We start from the raw sequence: 24,104 nt of genomic DNA, 5'->3' as shown, positions 1-24,104 counted from the left end.
GGAGAATCACTATGGAAAAAAACATTAAAAATCTTTATGAATACTGCGATGGACTTAACTCACCTATAGAGGCCTTTTTGCATACCTCGATACCGGACAACTTCCCAATCCTCCCACACTGGCACTATTTTTTTGAAATTATTCATATATTAAACGGAAATGTAGAAGTTACCTGCAATGAAAATGTTTATAATCTTACTCCGGGCGACATTATTATCTTCTGTCCGAAACATATACATTCAATTTATGAAACACCAGCCGAAGCCAGTGCCCCAACAACTGAAACAGATATTTTAACTTTCAGTAATTTATTTGCAAACAGTCCTTCTGGCAATAAATATGTGTCAAACAATAATATTTCCATCGCCAAAAAAGGTCTTTCTTTAAGTAAAAAAGCCTGTTTAAGTCCGCTTTCAACCGATGAAATACATCCTAAGATTGACAAAAAACACGGTTCTATCCAGCCTGTTCCCGACAAAACAATATTATCGAAAAGCTGTAATATACGCTATCAGGTATTAAAATTTGACCTTAACTTTCTTCATATATCAGGCAACTACAAATCAAGATTTTTAAATATGATGAATGTTGCTTATGAACAAAATCCGGAAAATATATTTTTTTCAAAAGAGGATTTAAAAAACTATCAGATTTACGAACTCTTTGAACAATGCATTGAAGAAATAAAAACAAGACAATATGGATACGATACACTCATCGGCACAAATATCGCAAAACTCCTTACATATCTGAGCCGTATATGGATATCAAAAGGCATAGCTGTAGACGAGAAAATACTCTGTGCATCAGCCCCTGACAATCCATTTGACAACATCACGGAATATATTGACCGACATTACAATGAGCAGCTTCAAGTAAAAGAACTAGCAAAGATGTGTAATATGAGTTACTCAAACTTTGCCCGTTCATTCAGACAGCTTTATAACCAGTCATGCAAGGAATATATAGAATTTATACGGCTTAATCGTGTAGCAGACCTGCTTATATATACCGACCTTGACTTAAATTATATAAGTCAGGAAACAGGATTTTCGGATTGCAGCCATCTGATACGCTCGTTTAAACAGTGGAAAGGAATGACCCCTAAGGTCTGGAGGAGAGAATATGGAAATTCATGAGAGATTATGATATACTTGTCTAGTTAGTTGTCCCACCTATACCTGGCAACAGGCATAGGTGTTTAAATGAATAAATCATATCTTTTTGCCTATGCCACATTATATCATATGCAAAAAGGTTATGCAATATACATATACCAGAAACGAGGCACATTATGAACTACTTAAAAAATTTTTACGGTCATCTCAGTACAATTCTACACCACAAAAATCTTGTAAGACATTACTGCTTTAAAGCAGGTCTTTACAAGCAAGGGATCATGCACGACTGGTCTAAATATAATCCGATAGAATTTTTTGCAGGTGTAAAATATTATCAGGGTGGCAAAAGAAGCCCAAACTTTGCTGAAAAAGAAGATAAAAAATATTCTTCAGCATGGCTTCACCACAAAGGACGCAACAAACATCATTTTGAATACTGGATAGATTTCGCAATAAACCCAAGAGACGGTCTTGTCGGTATGCCTATGCCTACAAGATATGTACTCGAAATGTTCTGTGACCGGATTTCCGCAAGCAAAAACTATAATCGTGACACCTACAATGACTCTTTCCCATTGGCATACTATAACAAAAATAAAGATTATTATGTAATGCATCCTAACACACGGGAATTGCTCGAAAAACTGCTGTCTATGCTTGCTGATGAGGGCGAAGAAGCAACTTTTAAGTACATTAGGGAAAATATTGACTGGAAGAAATCGAATAAGTATTGAAATTAAAACAGTAAAAATGAGAAATATTTTTTGAAGAAAAGTAAAAATATTAAAAGTAAAAAATTAAAATTTAGAAAAAATCGGGGAATAATAATTTATTAGTTAAAGGTGGATATGTTGTTATCCACCTTATAAGCAAAAATTAAAGCATAAAGTCTGTCATGTCGTTATCTTTACCCCAAAAATCTTTTTCAAGCCATTTTTCCTGTCTGCTTTTAAAGACAATAACCGAGTCAAGATTTTTATCTATATGAGGTTTTAATTCATTTTGCATTTTCGTTAATTGAACTTTTGAAATCTCACCTTCAAATACCGAATTTTGTATATGTGACAGATATTTTTTACATATCTTAAAAACAGACCTCCATCTTTTTGCCCCTTTATCTTCTAGACTTATATCATATACCAAAACTACATACATTTTTTACCACCATATTTTAAACCCTTCATATTCTTTTTCTCCAATTATGTGCTTTATCAATTTATATAATTCTAGACGAATTAAATATTGATAAGAAACCTGTCGTCCTAATTCCTTATGTTTAATTGTCTTTTTTAATGAATTTTCAAGTTCCTTCACAATCAGCTTTGATGCTTCTTTTTTCAAATGTAAAAAATTTAACTCCTGCGTAAAACTTTCTTCTGTAATCTGTTGTCTATTTAACAATGAAAAAATCAATCTGTCACCTATTAAAGGTTTAAAAACTTCAGATATATCTAGACACAACGAATAACGTCTTACACCAGGCTCATGCAAATAACTGATTGTCGGATTTAACTGTGTATGATAAACCTCGCTCAATGTTTTTGAATAAATCAATGAATTTACATATGATATCAACGAATTTATCATATTATCAGGTGGGTGCATTACTCTTTTTTCAAACTTTATTTCCTGATTTACTATAACATTCCATGCCGCATAATATTGTTGTCTTATATTTCCCTCAATACCCATAAGTTCATTTATCGTATTTGTCTTTTCAATCTGTTTCCGCAGTCCATCTATTTCATTCATCCATTTTGAAACATCTTTACCTCTGCCATTATAATATCTTAAATTTCTATATATATTGAAAGTTGCCGCATCTATGATTTTTTGAGCAATTTTCAGTCTTTTCACACTATCCTGATAGTACTCCACCTGATTAACCAATAACTGTCCGGCAAGCAATGATTCTCTCGGATAATAACTTCCCGTATAAAAATTATAATAATTAAAAAAGTGAATCGGAATACCATACTGAGAAATATAATTTAAAAACGCTGTATTAAATGACATTTCTGACATAACATAAATATCTGAAATCCGCTCTATAGGAATATCTCTTTTTTCTCCCTCATATGTGCGAAATTGCAATGTATTATCTTTTCTTTTAATTTCACCATCATTGTAAACATAAAAACTTTGCTTCATAGACACACTCCCCTCAAATTAAACACAAATCACGATATGCACATTTTGAACACAACTTTGTTTTCTTCATAATTGGCGGTCTTTTTTCCTTTTTAATTTTAACAATATCTTCAATTACAAATTGTAGCTGATTTTCGTCATCTTTTGATAATTCAACCATAACATTTTCTTTTAACAATGGATAATCAATTTTTGCCTTTAATCCATCTACTCCACGCTTTTTTAAATAATACAGATAATATTTAACTTGCCATATTCCTGCCTGCTCTATTGACTTACTTTTTTTAATCTCATGTAACTCACGATGTTCTTTTATAAAATCTATATTAATCTCTCCATTAATCTGAATGTGTTTCTCACTTCTTCCATAACTTGTCTCATCCAAAATCTTTCCAAGCTGCACATCCTCATTACCTGATTCCATATTAATTTCATGACAAAAATACCACAATTTACGCTTACACACAAAATAATAATAAATCATTACTCCTGTTATTCTTTCTTCCATACATTTTTCTCCTTCCATGCTTAATATTTGGCAGTTGATATTCCACTATGTTTCTATTAAATTGGTAATGGTGCAAAAAATTCAGTTGCAGAAGCCATAGGCTTTACATTCCATTATGTTTCTATTAAATCTTTGTTGAGTGTGAAGAAATCCTTTTTGTTGAGTTCTTTACATTACAATATGTATCTATTAATCCAAAAGTAAAATTATCCGAATATCTTTCGTGACTCAACTTTACATCCCATTATGTTCCTATTAAATCTCGTTTACCCGTGCAGATGATTTATCAGAAAAAACATACATTTACATCCCATTATGTTCCTATTAAATCTGCGTTTAAAACTCTTGCTATGTCCCGTGCCACACTCTTTACATCCCATTATGTTCCTATTAAATCTACAAGTAAAATTATATTGTTTATAGTTTTTCTTACTTTACATCCCATTATGTTCCTATTAAATCTCTTCTTGTGCAGATTTTAAATCAATAGTAAGTTTTCTTTACATCCCATTATGTTCCTATTAAATCAGTGATAGGTAAAATCTTTCGCCAGCCAAAACAAATCTTTACATCCCATTATGTTCCTATTAAATCGTTTAACTCATCAACAGATAAGCCAAAGTTATTGACCTTTACATCCCATTATGTTCCTATTAAATCAGGATTACAGTTAGTAGACCTTTTAACAGGTCTGCCTTTACATCCCATTATGTTCCTATTAAATCGGTGTTTCTTATGAAGCATTAACTACAATTAAATTCTTTACATCCCATTATGTTCCTATTAAATCAAGTTTTGAAGTTGTTGCATCAATCTTTGAGATACTTTACATCCCATTATGTTCCTATTAAATCTACAACGATAACACAGGGCTAGGTCTATTAAATACTTTACATCCCATTATGTTCCTATTAAATCACCGTCAACAGCAACTCTAAAATTTAAAGGACGAACTTTACATCCCATTATGTTCCTATTAAATCTTAACTCATCTACAGATAAATTAAAGTTATTCAACTTTACATCCCATTATGTTCCTATTAAATCCGAGTGCTCCGGTCGGATTTCTGAGTGAAAAGGCTTCTTTACATCCCATTATGTTCCTATTAAATCCGTAACACTTGCATCATGTACCAGTCAGGCAAATGGCTTTACATCCCATTATGTTCCTATTAAATCTGTCGGCTGACTCGAATATATTCGACTTTAACATCCTTTACATCCCATTATGTTCCTATTAAATCTTTGTCTGCCGCTTTTTGCAACCCTGTTATAGAGTTCTTTACATCCCATTATGTTCCTATTAAATCTTAATTCTTGCATCAACTATCTGTTGAATATCAGCCTTTACATCCCATTATGTTCCTATTAAATCTCCTGTCTGCTAACTCTGATATACTCCACCTTAACATCTTTACATCCCATTATGTTCCTATTAAATCCTAGCTGAAGTGCTATGTTATTTCTTAAACAATTTACTTTACATCCCATTATGTTCCTATTAAATCTCTCTACTGATTAAAGATGTGTATTGACCGCTACACTTTACATCCCATTATGTTCCTATTAAATCGAGATGACGCCGATAAAAACGATCAAAAAACATTTCTTTACATCCCATTATGTTCCTATTAAATCAAAACAAGTACAAGATTGTGTATAGTGCAAATGGCTTTACATCCCATTATGTTCCTATTAAATCAAACATTCTTGAAGCAAATGAGTATTTTTTGAAAAGCTTTACATCCCATTATGTTCCTATTAAATCTGTTTCGTTTTTTTCTTCTAAAAACACCTTTTCAATCTTTACATCCCATTATGTTCCTATTAAATCCGCCTTATCAAAGGCTTTTTCTAATTCTGTATTTTCCTTTACATCCCATTATGTTCCTATTAAATCTTAACTCATCTACAGATAAATCGAAATTATCGAGCGGCTTTACATCCCATTATGTTCCTATTAAATCCCATACCTATATAATACTCTATTTTCTACGATTTTCAACCTCCTTTTTGTCTACCCCCGAAAAAACAAGTCAAGTAGATGTTCGCAATCTGCTCAATTACTTGCTCACAACGCTTCTCACACCACACGAATCAATGGATTGTCAACTCTCCCACAAAAATGCACTTTCTTAGGTCGACAATAGCACAGCAATCATTTCTAAACTACTATATCTCTTAGTACCTTTTGCACTTCAACAGATTGTATTAACATACGCATTTTCATAATTCCTGATTTGATATTTGGTTGTCCACATCTGATACTGTCTTTATGTTCTGAAATGCAACAATCCTTATGCCAACATTCCCCCATTTCTTTTCCTTTTATCGACCACATTTCATTTTCTGTTAATTCCCCAGCTAATGATTTCATTACCCTTTCCGTAGAAAACCTCTTAAATCCTGCTAAGTATTTTAAAGTTTTCTCGTCTTGTATTTTCGATAAATTAATATGGTGATTTTCTATTGTTTTCAGTATTTCCATACGCATCTTTACCTTATCCTTTTTACCAGTCCCTGTCCATTCCACAAGTTTATCAAAAGTTAAAATCAAATATTCAAAGCAAATCATATCAAGTATTACAATGTGGCTATCCGATTTGGCAGCATATGTTCTGAGTAATCTGTATTTATTCCGAATATCCTGATTATCAACCACATAGTCAAATGCAATATAATATATATTATTATCATTAGCATCTATATGTGATACTGCATCTAATATCCCCTGATTGCTCCCTTTGCTTTCTACCTCTAATTCGCCACCAAAGAAAAGCTCATTTGCCAACTGCCAAAAATATAATCCTGCACCTGTATCCTCTGTCCATAAATATTTCATTTTATTCCCCATTTCTACACACACTATAACTCATCTTGAAGTGTTATTTTATTGTCATCAAGCTGCAATATTTTAAAACTTTTATCTGATACATTCAAGCCATCACAATTTCTTGAAAAAAGCATATACTGATTAGAAAACTCAAAATTAATAAATCTTCTTATATCATCGTCAATCAGAATGTCTGCATTATCAATAACAATAAAACAATCCCTGCATTTTTTCAGATTTTCTTTCATATTCTCTGATTTGTAATTAAACAATTTTATTGCATTATATTCCTCTGTCAACTTAAGATCCTCAAGTATTTCATATAACACTGTTTTCCCTGTTCCACTGTCTCCGCCAACCAGTGTTATTCTATCATCAAAAAATAATTCATACGAAAATGGAGCTGCTTTAAATGAAATATTTTTATAAATCATCTTTTTCCCTCCTCTCATATTCCTTACTCCACCATGCACTATATCCTGCACTCCCTGTCACAATCTCATCACCATTAAACCTGATTTTTGTATTATCCGAAACATAAACAAAACTTGGTCTTGACATATATATCTTAATATTATCCATCTCAAATATTATTTTTAGTACATTAGGTCCACATTCCTCTACACATACAACTTTATCCGGATGTTTTATAATATTTAACAAAGTTTTGCATCCTGATGATAAATTTCTGATTGTTCCCAAACCGAACTTTGTCTGAATATGCTTGTCTGGTGTTAATACAGCATCATCCGCCTGCTTGATAAGATTTATATCTCTTTCTGTCATCTCCTCATTACAGGTGTTTAAATTAAAGTAGAGGTCGTTTTGTATTATCCAGTCCTCACAATTTTTCTTATCTGTATATATATCTATCATTTATATCCCTCCATTTTATTCTGTCATATAATCAATCGGATATTCACAATCTGCTCTGCTACTTCCTTGATAGTGTTAAAGTATGTTTCCCTCTCTCTCCGTTTTCGATAACCCGATACCTTTTCCCGTCTCCTCATCAAAATCGTACACAAAATCTGTACGATGTATATCCGTTTTTTCGATAACGCCTTCTATACCTTCCTTTGAATATTTATTATATATAGTTACACTTAAAGTCAATTCATCAAGCTTTGTTTTTAATATTTCTTTGGCTTCTCTCCCTAAATGTCTATCGTATATTTCACTCTGATACTTTTCTATTAAATCCTCATTTTCATTGTAAATTTTATCAGGCATCACAGACACACTCTCTATCATTCTGAATTTTTTCTTACCATCCATTTTACTCAGTTCGTTCACAGATAGTTTCTGAAAATATTCAAGATATGCTTCTATTTCTTTATAATATTCAGTATTTACTATTTTTTCCGTATCGTAAACTTCGTTGATATAATTTATTTTCTGTTCTTCAGTAAATAGCTGATTCTCATAATCGCCCATACATTCCCAAGAACGCTCAAATAAATCCCGATAATATATTCCTGTGTTGTTAATTCTGTTTTTTACTTGTCTTTTTGCATTTTCTGTTTTATAAATTTTTATATTAGGTTTTGACGGAATATATCTACCTTTTCTATTGCAGCGTCCCATACGCTGTAACAAACTGTCTGCGGTACACATTTCCGTATAAAGTATATCAAAGTCTATATCCAGACTCGCCTCTACAATCTGTGTTGTCACCCATATACCTATGCTTTCTCTGTTTTCCGAAAACTGCATTATATTTTTTTCAAGCATTTTTCTGTGTTTTTTAATATATCTTGCATGTAACGAATATACATTGTCCGTATATTCTTCCAACAAACGATATGTTTCTTGTGCTTTTTTTACAGTGTTGCATATAACAAGCACTTTTTTTGTTTTTGATTCCTCTGCGATTTCTTCCAGATTAAATTCCTGTTCATATAACTTTATCATATGTCTCTGCATCACATTTTCTGCCGAAAAATCTTCAAAACAATATGTCTCATTTTTTATCAATCCATATTTGTTCATAAAATCAAGCAATACCGGTGGGAGTGTTGCTGTCATAATAGCAAATTTTCCTCCCATCTGTGAAATCGTTTTTAAACCATATATAAGTGCCGCAACAATTCTTGGTTCATATGACTGTATTTCATCTATTATAACCTTTGAATATTTCAATGTTGCTGCCATTATTTCTGTTCCCAATGCTTTATACACAAATAAAAACAACTGGTCTACAGTAGATATTGTTAATGGTGCACTAAACATTTTTGTCTTTTCAAACTTTTCTTTTGCAGACTTTTCCTCCGCATCTTTCTCCTGTTCATCAGCAGATTCCTCTATATACTTTTGCAAACTCTCAGAGTGAAGCAACGCAGCATCTTTAAAATTATATTCCTCCCGTATTCTTTTATATATTGCATTTGAAGACACTTTAAGCGGCAATGTATAAAACCCCTTTTCTCCGTTAAGCCAATATAAGGCTGCTTCTGTTTTTCCCGAACCTGTAGGTGCGATTATGACAACATTGCTGTCCGCTTTTTCTCTCATATACTTCTGAACCGCTCTCATATTTTTTCCATATCTTTTATCAATATTATTTATCAGTATCTTCTTTTCAAAATCAACCTTTTCCTCGGATTCAATTTTTCCACTGCTTACTGTCCAGTCAAATTTATTTAGCATTCCTTTTATAAGCATATATTCTTGCCATATATCCTCATTTATCACAACATTAGGATATGCTTTTGAGTTGACAAAAAGGAGTTCCCTGCCTCGATTTCTCATACTGGTTTTCCATTCACTTGCTTTGCAAAATTCATTAAAACAATCTTTAAAATATTTTTCTGAAAACTCTCTTATTTCACACGCTTCAAACTCATCATCCCTTGTATGATGATAATAAACTGCCGTTACAAGGCATTTAAAATCTTCCTTTGTTATGTCATCAAATTCTTTTTGCAATTTTTCAAAAGATAAAGTCAAAGCACTAAGAAACCCATGCGGAACCTGTGTTATATTTTTATACTTTCCATCTCCCCCATCAGATAGCTTTGCCTGAAAAACAAGATTTGCCTTTCCAACATCATGATATTTACACGCAATATAAATAAGATTTTTTTCCTTTTCAGTAAAATATTTTCCATACTGTTCAAAAAATTTTTCCGCACATTCAACAGTCTCGTCTAAGTGTTCCCTAAGTGTTTTTTGTTCTTCGTAAACATCGTTAATGATATTGTTCTTCTCATTTTCCAATGCCGCAATCTCAGCTTTTGAAAGTATGTCAGCCATTTCTTCTATTAAATCTGAATACACTTTCTCAACTTTCTCTTTTTCATTATATTTTAATATGTGCTTTTTTGATTTAGCGTAAAAATTCATTTTCATCCCCCTAAATTTTTCATCCCAAAATGTATCTATTATATTTTCTTTAGGCAAATGCGACAACTGTTTCTCCGCCCTCATAATCATCTACATAGGCATCAAAAACTGTTTCTCCCTTTGGGAAATAATATGCCTTTACTTTTCCACCATCTTTTTTCCATCTTCTTACACCCTTTATAATCTCATATTCTTTTGTAAGTGTATAGGTCGTTGCTGATTTAATATCACCTTCCTCAAAACACTCAACTGGTATATAAATATCCATCTTAGGCTCTGCTTCTTCTTCCTGATGAATATTGACAATATCAACACTTTCAATATCCAGCAAATCTTCATATCTTCCTAATGCAGGATATTTTTTCGGTGATAAAAGGGACTTATAGATTATATCAAAATCTTCATCATTTTCCGGTGCAATATGTATAACCATTCTATTTTCGCAAACAAGTTCCACATTTGCAATTCCTTTAAAAACACCATACTCCTTATCTTTGTCTTTCACGCATATCTGATGCCTGCCCGCTTCATATTTACTGCCTGCGTTAAAAGAATATCTTGTATAAAGTTCTGAAACTGTTCCCTGATTACATCCCTGGATACTTATTCTCAATCTATGCAACTCCGTAAATCCGCATATGGCATGAACCATTCCTGATACCGTAGAATATGGCGGTAAGGGATATGTTTCTTTAATAATAAAACTGCTCGGTTTACGATAATTTGCAAGTGTCTGATAACACTGAAGTCTTATCGCTCTACTAATTGCTTTCTCCATAATATTTATCAACTTCCTTTTTCAACTGCTCAAATGCTTTTCCTATTGTATCAGCATTTAATTTTTCACGAATCTCCGTATCATTTTCAAATGTATCTGCTGCAACTCCTACAACAGTATTCGCTTTAATATCTTCACTCTGAGCTACTATCTCTGCCAGTCTTTTTACACCTAACTTATTATTGTCAAGTTTAACCTGATTTTCAAAGAAAGGATTTTTTCTCTCATAGCATCCTCCTATTATAAATAGAGGGCTCATATTTTCTCGTCTTCCTTTAATATCACGATAGAGATACTCAATTCCGTCTAATAATGTTTTAACCCTGTCACTTTTTTTCTCCTGCGAAATAGATATTTCTCCGTCCACTCCAACACAATCTAAATCTATTGATACCGTATATGTATAGTATGAACGCTGAATTTCACTCTGTGCAATCGCATTATCCAGACCAGCCCTCTTAGCCATTCCCATATTTGTAAGAAATTCCAAATCACTCTGATATGGCTCAAGAGCAATCGCATTACTAAGTCTTGCTACCGCACTTCTGGTTGATGCTCCGCCTTTCTCTCCTTTTCCGTCTTCCTTAGATGTTGTTTTCATATATCCAAAAAGGTCGATTTCGGGATAATCTTCAATTGTCGCTGACGGTGCGAACTGCACAACACCACTTTTTCCGTCAACAGGTGTATTATCCCACTTTAACTGCCTTACAAGGCTGTATCTCATAGCCTGTCTTGAAATATATGAATACTGCTCATAATTTCCTCTTGTCATTTTTTTAAGTGTAGTTATATTTCCGATGCCCTCTCCATAATTAGCACTTTCTGCTAAAAAAATCATAGTAATTGTTAAGCCTTTATTATCCATTTTCGTTTTCCTCCTTACTTACATGATGACTTCCTTTTAACCCTAAAACAAACGCATATCCATATTGATTGAATTTATCTCTATCCTGTAACATATCAACAAAACCATTTGGCACATCAAGTCTGCTTGATGTATATAATCTAATAATAACATCCATAAATCTTTCCGTATTACCTACCGAAAGTGCATTTGTCAGTCTGTAAATCGTTCCTCTTATGCACTCATCAGAAACAACTCCTTTTGCGGCTAAAATTGCTTTTCTCAATTCATATCCGCTATTTCTCATAGACCATACATTCATTTTCTTATTACCTCCTTCATCTTGTACAATCATAAATGTCCTGACCTGAATCTTAAATACAAGCACTGCCCTGCTCAAAATACTTTCTGTTTCAATACTTGCCTTTATAAGCCTGTTTATAAGCCTGTACTGATTATTATAACTTATCAGATTTTCAATCGAGCTTTCATACACATTTAAAAAGTCATTTTTTATCTTCACATTTGGATGTTCTGATAATTTTTCTAAATATTCCATTATCTTCTTATCTTTAAGAATATTTAGAATATCTTTGTGTAATATATTGAAAGTATATCTGTCTTTTTCATTTGTTCCTCTTAGTATCACAGGTATATTGTTAAGCTCTCTAATCTTTAATTTAAATACAGTATTTAAAGTCCTTGCAACCCATGTAGCGTACTTTTCTCCGATATGCTTTGCATTTTCTTTCAGTACTACCGTTCCCATTTTATTAGAATCTATTAATGCCTTAAGACTACAATCTATATTTTGAAAAACAAACTTATTTCCAACCAGACGAAATCCCAAAGGAACAAGTGCATACAGATAAGCACATAAAGGACATATATACGCATCAACTTTGCAGTTCCAAAATGCCGAACGCTTTCTTGAGAGGTCATCTGCCATATCATTCATAAAGGCAATTGAAATCTTTTCTTTACTGTCTATCATCGTATTACATTCAATACAATATTCCTTAGATTTTTCATGTGATTTTTGCAGATAATCTTTTAAAGGTTTTGAAAAATCTTTTTCAAACATCTCACGCATATCTTTTGCCGCATTTGCCCTAAGCAAAAAACTCTTGCCATTCCAAAAACGATTTATGTAGTTGTAAATTACACTTTTCATACAAAAAGTTTCCCTGCACAATGGCTGTTCCAAAAAATCTTCAAGTTCTGACAATCTTTTCAGAATCTCATCAGACTCCATTTTCATATTTATTTTTTTACTTTTAAGATTTTCATACACTTCCGGATTTTCAATTTTGTCACGAATATTTGCAAAACCACTTTTGTAACTACTCGACGTCATCTTATCTGTAATGTATTTCAAGTCATCTTTTACATTGTTGTTTTTTTCTATACCATCTCCTTTTTCTATAACTCCTCTGCACTTTTCAATTCTATTTATAATTTCCTGATATGTACACATTGGACCATAAATTTCTACAAATGCCTTAAAGTACATATCTGTCCAGTCTGCATTTAATGCAAACTCACGACTTATGCAGAGTACTTGTTCTTCTTCATCAATCCAAAAATCCTCACCTTTTCTTGCCTTGAAAACATGAAGCATATTATACATTCCTACAATACCTGCATTTTTCAGGAAATCACCTTTTGTAATCTTGATTGGCTCCAAATATTTCACTCCCCTCTACATAACGATTTCAAATTTACCATGCCCTTCTGACCTTCTGCACCCTAACCCTGCCATATACAAAAAGTTCAAAAGTTCAGGTGTCCCAGTCAATTTATAAATCCCTATATTAGCATCTATCATATGTTCAAATACACACTGAACAACCTTTTTTCCTTTTATTGGAACAATTGAAAAACCATCTGTTGAAATCGGTACATCAAGTTTTTTCAGCATAAAATCAACATTTTCTCTCAAAACTTCTCCAAATTCATCATCTTCATAAGTGTAATAAATATCGGAATTGTCGTCAGAATTATGTCTTCTGACAATAAGAGAACTCAACATTTTCACAACAATCTCTGAATCCCTTATTTCCTTTCGTTTTTGTGCAACGATAGACACAAGTTTTATAGAATTACACTTCATGGGATAACTTTTTCCATACATAGTCTTGAAAGACTTGAGCATCTGTATGCTTTCCGCAAGATCAGCGTCACTAAAGAACACCTCAAAACAAGGCATCCCTAGTGAGATCTGTTCTTTTTGAAACTTTGCATTTGGAAGATAATATGAAAATGTATAACTTTTCATGACAGATTTGCTCTTGTCGTAAAGACTCATATGAAATTGTTCTGAATAGTTCAATGTTGCCTCTTTAAAAAAACTAATCATGAGTGATTCCAAACTTTTTGGCAAAAATTGTTTTTCCAAACTAAAAGTTAATTTGAACTGGTTCATTTTTTCACCCCTTTCTATAATCCATAATTATTTCTTCAATCATTTCAACTCTGATTATTTGAATGATTGAGTTTAGTATATCACTTTTACATCAAAAGTCAATAATTAAATATAATTTATTTGGATGAATATTTATTCGACACAAAATAAAATTAATCCTTACACTCTTTTTTCTTTACAATCTTTTTCTTTTCACCTATACTTAATATACATTTTGGGATGTAAAAAATAAATTATATTTAATTATTTCAATTTTAATAGCTACATTATGGAAATCATTCACTTCCCTATAAAAAAAGCATCTCTCCTAGTGCTGATATACCCCTCTAAAGCAACAGATTTTATATCTAATCCGTCTACTTTAGAAGTATCATGTCAACACAAAGAAAAGATGCTTTTTCCATTTATATTTTTCCAAATATTACTATACTGATATCAAAAAACATTTTAACACAAACAAACACATAACAGTTTGCTACATTGTCACGCAATTTTCTTCTATAATATGCTCAATCTCCTCAACACTTTTCTGCGTTGCAAGTGAAATCTGTTCCAATGTAAACTTATTTTTATACATATTTATAATAATCGTTTCATTGGTTCTTTTCATTCCTCTGGCTTCTCCCCTCGCTTCTCCTCTCGCCTCTGCTCTTTCTTCTATTCCTAAACTTAAATTACACATCACACTCACATCCTCTCTTAATTTTGTATCAACCGGAATATTATATTCTTTTTCAAGAATATCAAATTTCTGTGCCTCTGGCAGTTCATTTGATAGTAATGTACATATCAAACGATGTAATTCATATTTTTCTTCATATTCCGGCAATGTATTGGTTATACCTATCAACACAATGTTTATCAGATCAAGATTCCCCTTCCAATCATATGGCTCTAAAATCTCATCTTTTGCAAGATGTATATGCGACATGCTATTGTACTTCATATTCATACATATCCATATGCTAAACACCTGATTTATATCATCATAATTTGAATTCACAAAATCTCTTTCTTTTTGTGATGATATCAATCTGCTCACATAAAAGATTGCCCTATTTAATATTTCATATGCTGACGGTTCATCTTTTTGACATTCTACATTTATTATAATCTTCGACAAATTGTTTTGGGACTTATCCGGCAGCGGCATTCTTACATAAAATATAATATCAAACCTTATCATCCCCTCATTTATTTCATTATCTTCTGTATTAAATCCTTTTATCTTCTCACCGGATACATATTCTGCATTTGTCATACCAGGTTCAATAGGTACTACTCCTATTTCAGGTTCTCCTTCAATATACTTTACAACATCTTTCGGATTCATACCTTTAAATGCACCAACAGTTTTTACTAATATATTTGCTAATATACTCTTTTGTGCAATCAGCTTCTTTGCATACGCATCATATTGTGCCTTATCATCTGCTGCACTCAGCACATTTTTTATTTCTGTATTCAACTTTTCATTCCCCCTCTTATCTTTTTGCATATCACCTCTTATATACCTTATACTCATATTCTTTGATACAATTATATTAAAGATACACTACAAACGCAACTAAATTAATTTTAATATTAATACCTAAAATTTAAATCCATTTATCCCTTATATCAGGATTGTTTAATCCCAAATTTTATGCTAAACTATTCATTACATTTGTTGTCTGACACCTACACACAGCAAATGCAGCAAGTTTTACACAATAATATGTCCCACAGCAATAACGCAACGGTATTTTTATTCTCAACAACATTTGCTTTGACATAACTATATTTACACAAAAACAGCAGAACGAGGTTTTTTATGACTAGATTAAAAGAATTTCTTTTCAAATACAAACACGCAATTATTATTTTATATATGCCGATTTATCTTTTATGGTTTACAAGTCTCGAGAAGAGAACCAATGTGCATTTCACCGACATTCATTGCAAGATTGATGATTATATACCATTTTGTGAAGTTTTTATAATTCCTTATCTTTTATGGTTTTTATATGTCGCAGTCAGTTTAATATATCTTTTCTTTCAGACAAAGCATCTCGACGATTTTTATAGATGCTGTGCCGTGCTGCTGCTAGGAATGACAACCTCACTTCTCATTTATACGATTTTTCCAAATCAGCAGACAATGCGGCCTAAAACCTTTGACCACAGCAATATTTTTACTACTATCATTGACATACTTTACCGAACCGACACGGATACAAATGTTTTTCCAAGCATCCATGTGTTCAACTCGATTGCAATCCATTTTGGCATAAGCCGCAGCTATTATTTTAGAAATGTCGATGATGTTAATATTGTTAAGAACGACAAAAAAAGAAAAGCGATTAAAATCATCAGACTTTCATCGCTTATACTTTGTATTCTTATCTGCATATCAACGCTGACACTTAAACAGCACTCATTTTTAGACCTTGTCGGCGGTTGTGTATTATTTGCTTTTTATTACACGATTATTTATATCAGACCTTTCAGGCAGACTAAGCTTTCAACAGATTGCTAAGCTCGGCGAACTGTTCAAGACTTAATGCCTCTCCTCTGACCGTTGCAGGAAGTCCCATTTTTTCTAATGCTGTGACAACCTGTTCTTTATTTACACTTAGATTTGAAGCATTATTTAATCCGTTCTGAAGTGTTTTTCTTCTCTGATTAAATGATGCTCTTATTATTTTAAACATAAATGCTTCGTCTTTTACATCAACCGGTCTTTCCGCATGGCAGGTAAGCCTTATAACCGCAGATCCGACATTTGGACGCGGCATAAAACAATTTGCCGGAACATTAGCGACTATCTCCGCTTTTGAATAAAACTGTACGGCAAGCGACAATGCACCATAATCTTTTGTTCCCGGTCCTGACTGCATCCTGTCTGCGACCTCTTTCTGCACCATGACCGTTATGCTTTCAAGCGGCACATGACTTTCAAATAATCCCATTATGATAGGTGTTGTTATATAATATGGAAGATTTGCAACAACCTTTATCGGCTTGCCGCCGTTATGCTCCTTTGCCACTTTTGCAATGTCAAGTTTAAGTATATCCTCATTTACAACCGTGACATTGTCATAAGCAGACAATGTATCTGCAAGTATGGGTATGAGATTGTCATCTATCTCAACCGCCATGACTTCTCTTGCGTTCTCACACAGATATTGCGTCATCGTACCTATTCCGGGTCCTATTTCAAGTACAAAATCATCTTTTGTTATCCCTGCCTCACTTATTATCCTCTCTAAAACATGAGTGTCTATAAGAAAGTTCTGACCAAATTTCTTCTGAAATCTGAAATTGTATTTCTGTAATATTTCTATTGTATTTTGTGGTATTCCAAGTGTTGCCATATTTCCTCATTTCCGTGCTGTTGCACACTAATTATTTTATCCGGTACATCTTCACCGCATTTTCGCAAGTAGTTTTTATGATTTTCTCAGCCGAAATCCCCTTAAGTTCGGAAATACATTCCACCACATACTTAAGATACGATGAGTCATTCCTCTTTCCACGATGAGGTTCAGGGGTCAGATATGGGCAATCTGTTTCAAGCACAATACGCTCAAGTGGTGTCATTTTCACTACTTCTTTGAGTTTTTTGCTGTTTTTAAATGTAACTACTCCGCCAATTCCAAGATAATATCCCATATCAAGATAAATCTGTGCCATCTCCGGACTGTAAGAAAAACAATGGATAACTCCGTTAAGCTCATCCCCGTGATGTGCTTTCATTATATCGAGTGTATCTGCTGCCGCATCCCTGCTGTGAATAATAATCGGCATATCAAGTTCATAGGCAAGGTCAAGCTGTCTTGCAAACCATTTCTTCTGAACTTCTCGTTCCGGCTCGTCATAGTGATAATCAAGTCCTATCTCGCCTATCGCCACGATTTTTTTATCAGCCGCAAGACTTTTAAGCCACTCCATATGGCTCTCGTCAAGTCTCTCTACATCCTCCGGATGGATACCGACCGCACCGTACATAAAATCATATTTCTTAACTATCTCAAATGTCTTTTTTGTCGATGCAACACTTGCACCAACATTTACAACTGTCCCAACTCCTTTATTTTTTAATGAAAAAAGCAATTCTTCCCTGTCCTCATCAAAGCTCTCATCATCATAATGAGCGTGTGTATCAAAAATCATATATCCTCTTTTCCGTGCTGTTTTTTTGCACATGATAGCGTTTCATTTAAAACTCTTAATAAACCTGTTAAAGTTTATTATATTTTTCTATCAAATAAACATTATTCACATATAAAAATCTTCTGTCAAAAGCAGATTTTACCCTAAATTCTGTCTGCAGCAAAAGCTGTCAAAAAAATCCACCATACCAATATTATGCTTAGTATAGCGGATTTTTTACTAAATTACAATTTTTAAAATATTATAAATAGAACACAATCATGTCTATCAAAAATACCGGAATAAGACAGCTTATTGACCAAAGCATATATCCGAAGAATGACGGCATCTTGATACCGTTTTCCTCGGCAATCGAGCGAACCATAAAGTTCGGTGCATTTCCGATATATGTGTTTGCTCCCATGAATACTGCACCTGACGAAATCGCCATAAGAAGTATTTTTGGAACAAATCCTCCCGTAACCTGTATTCCGTCTTTAAATCCAAGTGAAAGTGCTGTCTTAAAGAATACAAGGTATGTCGGTGTATTATCAAGAAAACTTGACAAAAATCCTGTTATCCAGAAGAACTGCCACGGCTTTGTCACTCCTAGTTCCCCGCCCTTTACTTCAAGAATAAGAAGTGTAGGTATCATTGTAATAAATATACCTATGAAAAGAACGGCAACTTCCTCGATGGCATCCCATGTAAAATGGTTATCCTCCCTGATACCCTTGTCCGTAGTCTTGTAAGAAAGCAAAGCTGCGGCAAGTATTATGATAACTTCTAGGAATGATGCATATCCAAACTCTACCTCGCCATATATATGAATATTCTTTGCAAAAAATGGACTTATCTGCGGAAGAACTCCGCTCAATATAACAGCTCCAACTATCATTGCAAGGAAGATTATATTCTTTGCACCTGAAAGACGGATAGGTGTTTTATTTTCAAGCACTTCCGGTTTAAGACCGTCAGCAATATCTTTCTTATATGCATTTGTATCAACTACAAAAAATAGTGCTAAAAGAAGTACAATATTTAATAACAATATCGGAATGAGGTGCAAACTCCAGAAGAAATCAACACCATTCATAAATCCCATCAAAAGCGGTGGGTCACCGACCGGTGTAAGGCATCCTCCGATATTTGATACAAGGAAAATAAAGAATACTATTATCTGTACTTTTCTTTTACGCCATTTATTTGCTCTGATTATAGGTCTTATCATAAGCATACTTGCTCCTGTCGTACCAATCCAGCTCGACAAAAGCGTACCGATAAGAAGCATCAAAATATTTACTTTAGGTGTACCTACAAGATCGCCCTCAAGTGCTATATTTCCTGCCACGCAGAACAGACCAAACAGCAACACTATAAATGTAATATAATCTCCAAAAATAACTTCGAGAAATTCTTCAAATGTTTTACTTCCGCCATAACCTATGGCAAATGGTATCAAAAACGCAAGTGACCAAAAGATTACTGCTACCGCTTTATATTTTTCCCATAACTCCCCGATAACCAACGGGCATATCGCTATACAAAGAAGCATTCCGACAAACGGAATACAATACGCAAGCGACAGACTGTTTCCAAGCTCCTGCTCAGCTCCCTTTTCTGCTGCAAATGACACAGCCGGATTGACGGCAGCCGCAAGAAGAAGCATTGATACAATAGCCAAAAAGCTGTTTTTTACTGTTTTCATACTCTTACGCCTCCTGTGTAAAATAACACTGTTTCTACTTATTAGAATATAACACTATTCGCATACCGAGTTATTATAGTACAGAGGTCATAAAAAATCAATAAATGTTTTAGATATTTTTTATTGTTTTGATGATTGACGCTCCCTTTTGTGCGTCTTTTCATATGCCGGCAGGCTCATTCTGAAAAATCTTCTTGCAAGACATTTTGCATTGAACGGTATCAGCGGATAGAGATATCCCTCTCCTAATAGTGTATGTGTCATAAGAAGTGATGCTATAAGAAGTACCGTTCCTGCTATAAATCCATATACACCAAATATACTTGTCAATATCAGCAGTATCACTCTATGAAATTTGACTGCATAGGTGAGTTCCATATTGCTCTGCGTATAATTTGCTACCGCAACAAATGCCATGTAGAGCATTATTTCCGGATTAAACCATCCTGAGTCTACCGTATAATCACCAAATACGATACCGGCAACGATACTAAGTGGTGTTGTGAGCATATTCGGGGTGTTGACCGCTGCCATTTTCAATCCGTCTATTGCAAATTCAAGTATAAGGAACTGAAATACAGGTGCCACATTTATATCATCACGGATTAATATAAATTCAAACGGCTTTGGCACCCATTCCGGATTTTCGATAAGGAGCAGGAAAACAGGTGTGATAAAAACAGCAAGTATATTTGTCACCATTCTTGTAAGCCTTAAGTATGTTCCCGTTACAGGTGGAAAATAATAATCATTTGCGTCTTCGATTATCCCAAACAGTGATGTAGGCAATATCATAACGGCAGGTGAGTTATCGACAAGTATTACAATACTTCCCTCCAAAATACTTGCCGCCGCCGTATCAGGTCTTTCCGTATATTTGTACTTTGGAAACGGGTTTATCCATTTTCCCGGAAAAAGCATCTCCGCAAGGCTTTCCTGATTCATTGTAAGTGCATCAACATCCATTGAATTTATGCTGTCCATGACTTTTTTTACATCTTTTTCATTTACCCTGCCGTACATATATCCGACAGCAATATCCGTCCTTGAACTTCTGCCTACTCTCGCAAATTTAAACATAAGGTTTTTATCTCTTATTCGTCTCCTGATAAGTGCCATATTCGGTATAAGTGCCTCGATAAATCCATCCCTTGACCCCCTTAAAACCTTATCCTTTTCAGGTTCTTCCACACTTCGTCCCGGATATTCCCTAAGGTCGAGAGCAAGAATCCCTTCGTACCCTTCTATCATCATACAGGTGAGTCCTGCAAGGAAATTATCTATAAAATCCTGTTCTTTATCAATCTCAATAATATCGACGAACGGTGTACTTTTACTTATAAAACCTGCTAAATTCTCAGGCATATCCTCCTCTTTTATCGAATAAAAAAACTGCATAAGTTTTTCTATCGTATCTCCGGGCAGAAATCCGTCCACTGAATAAATAGAAACTTTTCTGCCTCCAATCCGAACCTCACGGTGAAGCAGATCAAAATTTTCATCAAGTTTAAAAAGATTGCTTATCTCCTGCTGACGCATTTTGAAATCACTTCCAAAAATAATGGAGCTTTTTTGTTTTGTATTATCTGTACTGTTTTGCTGCGTACCACTATTCATTTCCGACTGCCTCCGATTTGTTACTGTTCGCATTTGCGATATTTGCAAGCAACTTCAATATATTTTTCAATATATCTGATTTTTAACACTATTAAACAAGCAGAAAAGCGAATTGCAAATATCCGCCTGACTATGAACAATGGTTATTGTTTGCAGAAAACAGTAAAATATACATATGCTATGCAGCACATCACAAAGAATAGTATTGATGGACTTGACGAGACTGACAATGATTATATATATTATTATTCAGTTAAATTTGTGAATTAAAGATTTTCAAAAAATATTACACCTTAATCCCCTAGGAGCCGCCCTATGTCAATCACTACATACGACCAGAAACTTTTCGCCGATGCCTGCCAAAAAATTGTTGCCAAAGAGCGTGAAACAAACGGTATCGGCACTCTAAAAGAAAAAACAATGCACGCAGTACTTAAAAACTTTTATGAGCCTGACATTTCACATCAGGAGATAAAAGTTGGCCGCTTTGTTGCGGATATTTTGCGTGATGATGAGATTATAGAGATACAGACAAGAAGTTTCAATGCAATGCGTAAGAAACTCAGTGTTTTTTTAGAAAAATATCCTGTTACCATTGTCTATCCCATCCCACACAACAAGTGGCTTTACTGGATAGACGAGGACACGGGAGAAGTCTCTAAAAAGCGTAAATCACCTAAAACCGGAACTTTTTTTGATGCTTTTATAGAGCTGTATAAGATAAGTATGTTTTTGTCAAACCCTAATCTGCACATCTGTCTTGTCCTTGTTGATATGGAGGAATACCGACTTTTAAACGGCTGGAACGAGACAAGAAAAAAAGGCTCATCACGCTACGACCGCATACCTGTCGCACTCCATGATGAACTCTATATAGGCGGTGGCAAGGACTATGCCCTGCTGCTGCCTCATAACCTCCCGGAAACATTCACCTCAAAAGACCTTGCCAAATGTGCAAAAATCCCCCTCCGCCTTGCACAAACTACACTTACCGTCCTGAAACGAACCGGTGCAGTCGAAGAAATCGGAAAAAACGGGCGGTGTATCTTATATAAAAGATAGGACCTTGCGAAAATATTCAATAATCTAATATATTTACTCCACCCCGTTTATTACCGGATTTTTCTTTATCCCGATAAGCAGTGGTATTACCATTATGACCCATGCAATAGGCTCAGCCCATATAATTGCCCAATATCCGAGTACCGGGGTCAAAAATGTTGCCACAAGCACTTTACATATAAGCTCAAATGAACTTGATACAACAGGTGTCACACTGTCCCCGATTCCCTGCATTGCATTTCTAAGGATACATATGACTGCCGGTATAAAATAGAGCAGCGTGTCAACTCTGAGATAAAGCGTTGCCGTGTCTATCACCTGCTGCTGTTTTGTCGCAGTTATCATCTCAACCATGTACGGCACAACAGTATATGACAAAAGCACCATAAATGCACACCATATCCATGTGACTATCGTTACCTGCCATATTCCTTTCTTTATCCTGTCTGTTTTCTTTGCCCCCATATTCTGACCGCAGAATGTTGCCATCGTTGTTCCAAACACGGTAAACGGCAGCATGAAAAACTCTGAAATCTTTCTCGCCGCAGTATGTGCGACTATATAGTTCGCATTGTTGAGAGAGTTTATCGCTCCCTGAAGTGCAACAGAACCTATATTAATAAGCGAACTCATAAATCCCATTGAACAGCCTATCGCAAACATTGATTTTACAAGTCCTTTTTCAAGTTTTATATCTTTTATCCCAAAGTGAAGTACGGGATATTTCTTAAGCATATACACGAAACAGCACACAAATGACATTATCTGTGACAGGATTGTTGCAAATGCTGCACCTTCAACTCCCCACTTAAATCCACAAACGAACAAAATATCAAGACCTATATTAACAAATGTGGAAATTATCAGAAAAATAAGTGGGGTTATCGAGTCACCTATCGCCCTGAACAGCCCGGCACAGACATTGTAGAGCATCGCACCGGTCATTCCTAAAAGGATTATTCTGAAATATCTGTAAGCACCGTCTATCAGATTTTTGGGAGTGTTGAGAAATTCAAGTATGTTCCTTAAAAATCCCACACTGAGCACCGTAAACACAAACGACACCGCTATTCCAAGCACAAATGTTGCAGCTACTGCCTTTTTTATCGCTTTTTCGTCCTTTGCGCCATAACTTCTCGCAACGATTATCGCAAATCCGTTTGTCATACCGAGCAGAAATCCTATTATCATATTGTTGAGTGAGCTTGTAGCACCCACAGACGCAAGTGCGTTTTCCCCTAGAAACTGTCCTACTATCCTCGTATCAGCAAGACTGTAGAATAACTGAAATATATTTCCTATCGCAATAGGAATTGCAAATCCCATTATAAGCGGCAATGTTTTTCCTTTTGTCAAATCTTTCATCTTAATTCAAACCTCATTTCCATACTTCTGTATCACTTTTTGCGGACCGGAAATCATTTTAACACACTTTTCACTAAAGTAAACATTTTTATGGCTGAACTGTTACTATTGTACGAATATTTCTTTAATCAATTTATTCCATAATTATCTGTTTTGTGGTAAAATAGATATATGCATTTACAAATCAGACTCTATTAAGCATTTAATAAC

The 24,104-nt window shown here is 34.2% G+C and carries 21 protein-coding genes and 1 CRISPR repeat array; of the genes, 4 read left to right on the top strand and 17 right to left on the bottom strand.

All coding sequences use genetic code 11. The features are described from left to right. The first annotated feature begins 11 nt into the window (after nucleotides 1-11). Both DWZ63_RS09895 and DWZ63_RS09890 read left to right on the top strand, forming a co-directional pair. Nucleotides 12-1,139, top strand: coding sequence for an AraC family transcriptional regulator (locus DWZ63_RS09895; protein WP_118499731.1), 1,128 nt, complete (start codon nucleotides 12-14; stop codon nucleotides 1,137-1,139). Between the two features lie 155 nt (nucleotides 1,140-1,294). Next, on the top strand, nucleotides 1,295-1,855 hold the full coding sequence (locus DWZ63_RS09890) for a DUF5662 family protein (RefSeq protein WP_118499730.1): 561 nt from the start codon (nucleotides 1,295-1,297) through the stop codon (nucleotides 1,853-1,855). A 142-nt stretch (nucleotides 1,856-1,997) separates the two neighbouring features. Here DWZ63_RS09890 and cas2 read toward each other — a convergent pair whose 3' ends face one another. From cas2 to DWZ63_RS09830, 12 genes are all read right to left on the bottom strand, one after another. Next, nucleotides 1,998-2,276: a CRISPR-associated endonuclease Cas2 gene (gene cas2 / locus DWZ63_RS09885; RefSeq protein ID WP_055946415.1), complete on the bottom strand. Its 279-nt coding sequence runs from the start codon at nucleotides 2,274-2,276 to the stop codon at nucleotides 1,998-2,000. Between the two features lie 3 nt (nucleotides 2,277-2,279). Further along, entirely contained in the window at nucleotides 2,280-3,272 is a 993-nt protein-coding gene (cas1b, locus tag DWZ63_RS09880; protein ID WP_118499729.1) for a type I-B CRISPR-associated endonuclease Cas1b, read from the bottom strand. A 13-nt stretch (nucleotides 3,273-3,285) separates the two neighbouring features. Further along, the gene (cas4, locus tag DWZ63_RS09875; protein ID WP_118499728.1) at nucleotides 3,286-3,780 is read right to left on the bottom strand and encodes a CRISPR-associated protein Cas4; all 495 of its coding nucleotides are present in this window, start codon (nucleotides 3,778-3,780) and stop codon (nucleotides 3,286-3,288) included. A 33-nt stretch (nucleotides 3,781-3,813) separates the two neighbouring features. After that, nucleotides 3,814-5,747: a CRISPR direct-repeat array (repeat unit 30 nt; unit sequence CTTTACATCCCATTATGTTCCTATTAAATC). 197 nt (nucleotides 5,748-5,944) lie between these two features. Then, entirely contained in the window at nucleotides 5,945-6,622 is a 678-nt protein-coding gene (locus DWZ63_RS09870; protein WP_118499727.1) for a hypothetical protein, read from the bottom strand. 23 nt (nucleotides 6,623-6,645) lie between these two features. After that, the gene (locus tag DWZ63_RS09865) at nucleotides 6,646-7,047 is read right to left on the bottom strand and encodes a hypothetical protein (RefSeq protein ID WP_055946407.1); all 402 of its coding nucleotides are present in this window, start codon (nucleotides 7,045-7,047) and stop codon (nucleotides 6,646-6,648) included. Next, nucleotides 7,037-7,489, bottom strand: coding sequence for a DUF4869 domain-containing protein (locus DWZ63_RS09860; protein WP_055946403.1), 453 nt, complete (start codon nucleotides 7,487-7,489; stop codon nucleotides 7,037-7,039). The genes DWZ63_RS09865 and DWZ63_RS09860 overlap by 11 nt, the downstream gene beginning before the upstream one ends. 75 nt (nucleotides 7,490-7,564) lie before the next feature. Further along, nucleotides 7,565-9,958 carry a CRISPR-associated helicase/endonuclease Cas3 gene (locus DWZ63_RS09855; protein ID WP_055946400.1) on the bottom strand — a complete coding sequence of 798 codons (2,394 nt, stop codon included), beginning with the start codon at nucleotides 9,956-9,958 and terminating at the stop codon, nucleotides 7,565-7,567. Between the two features lie 49 nt (nucleotides 9,959-10,007). Continuing rightward, nucleotides 10,008-10,736 (bottom strand): CRISPR-associated protein Cas5, encoded by a 729-nt coding sequence (gene cas5 / locus DWZ63_RS09850; protein WP_243020578.1) that lies wholly within the window; start codon nucleotides 10,734-10,736, stop codon nucleotides 10,008-10,010. Next, on the bottom strand, nucleotides 10,720-11,604 hold the full coding sequence (cas7i, locus tag DWZ63_RS09845; RefSeq protein ID WP_055946398.1) for a type I-B CRISPR-associated protein Cas7/Cst2/DevR: 885 nt from the start codon (nucleotides 11,602-11,604) through the stop codon (nucleotides 10,720-10,722). Before cas7i ends, cas5 begins: the two co-directional genes overlap by 17 nt. Continuing rightward, a complete protein-coding gene (locus DWZ63_RS09840) occupies nucleotides 11,597-13,270 on the bottom strand; it encodes a Cas8a1 family CRISPR/Cas system-associated protein (protein WP_243020576.1) in 1,674 nt (557 codons plus the stop codon). Before DWZ63_RS09840 ends, cas7i begins: the two co-directional genes overlap by 8 nt. A 15-nt stretch (nucleotides 13,271-13,285) precedes the next feature. Then, complete coding sequence (cas6, locus tag DWZ63_RS09835) at nucleotides 13,286-13,915, bottom strand: CRISPR-associated endoribonuclease Cas6 (RefSeq protein ID WP_243020573.1); 630 nt, start codon at nucleotides 13,913-13,915, stop codon at nucleotides 13,286-13,288. 568 nt (nucleotides 13,916-14,483) lie between these two features. Then, nucleotides 14,484-15,476, bottom strand: coding sequence for a hypothetical protein (locus DWZ63_RS09830; protein ID WP_055946588.1), 993 nt, complete (start codon nucleotides 15,474-15,476; stop codon nucleotides 14,484-14,486). Nucleotides 15,477-15,821: 345 nt separating this feature from the next. Here DWZ63_RS09830 and DWZ63_RS09825 point away from each other — a divergent pair, with 345 nt between their 5' ends. Further along, nucleotides 15,822-16,526, top strand: a complete 705-nt coding sequence (locus DWZ63_RS09825) for a phosphatase PAP2 family protein (RefSeq protein ID WP_118499725.1) — start codon at nucleotides 15,822-15,824, stop codon at nucleotides 16,524-16,526. Here the strand turns inward: DWZ63_RS09825 and rsmA are convergent. From rsmA to DWZ63_RS09805, 4 genes are all read right to left on the bottom strand, one after another. Further along, nucleotides 16,504-17,364 (bottom strand): 16S rRNA (adenine(1518)-N(6)/adenine(1519)-N(6))-dimethyltransferase RsmA, encoded by an 861-nt coding sequence (gene rsmA, locus DWZ63_RS09820; RefSeq protein WP_022013908.1) that lies wholly within the window; start codon nucleotides 17,362-17,364, stop codon nucleotides 16,504-16,506. The two genes, DWZ63_RS09825 and rsmA, sit on opposite strands and share 23 nt — an antisense overlap. Before the next feature lie 31 nt (nucleotides 17,365-17,395). Further along, entirely contained in the window at nucleotides 17,396-18,163 is a 768-nt protein-coding gene (locus DWZ63_RS09815) for a TatD family hydrolase (protein WP_118499724.1), read from the bottom strand. A 241-nt stretch (nucleotides 18,164-18,404) separates the two neighbouring features. Beyond that, nucleotides 18,405-19,850 (bottom strand): sodium:proton antiporter, encoded by a 1,446-nt coding sequence (locus DWZ63_RS09810; RefSeq protein WP_118499723.1) that lies wholly within the window; start codon nucleotides 19,848-19,850, stop codon nucleotides 18,405-18,407. 120 nt (nucleotides 19,851-19,970) lie between these two features. Further along, nucleotides 19,971-21,467: a spore germination protein gene (locus DWZ63_RS09805; protein ID WP_243020571.1), complete on the bottom strand. Its 1,497-nt coding sequence runs from the start codon at nucleotides 21,465-21,467 to the stop codon at nucleotides 19,971-19,973. A 315-nt stretch (nucleotides 21,468-21,782) separates the two neighbouring features. On the opposite strand from DWZ63_RS09805, the gene DWZ63_RS09800 reads away from it, so the two are divergent. Further along, nucleotides 21,783-22,529, top strand: coding sequence for a hypothetical protein (locus DWZ63_RS09800; protein WP_022013905.1), 747 nt, complete (start codon nucleotides 21,783-21,785; stop codon nucleotides 22,527-22,529). 33 nt (nucleotides 22,530-22,562) lie between these two features. On the opposite strand, the gene DWZ63_RS09795 is transcribed toward DWZ63_RS09800, so the two are convergent. Then, the gene (locus DWZ63_RS09795; protein ID WP_118499722.1) at nucleotides 22,563-23,894 is read right to left on the bottom strand and encodes an MATE family efflux transporter; all 1,332 of its coding nucleotides are present in this window, start codon (nucleotides 23,892-23,894) and stop codon (nucleotides 22,563-22,565) included. Nucleotides 23,895-24,104 lie beyond the last annotated feature (210 nt).

Source organism: Clostridium sp. AF34-13, from assembly GCF_003477845.1.
GTDB classification, from domain to species: Bacteria; Bacillota; Clostridia; order Lachnospirales; family Lachnospiraceae; genus Butyribacter; species Butyribacter intestini.
Note: the sequence above shows the minus strand (reverse complement) of the source record. Positions and strands in the feature narration are given on the sequence as shown.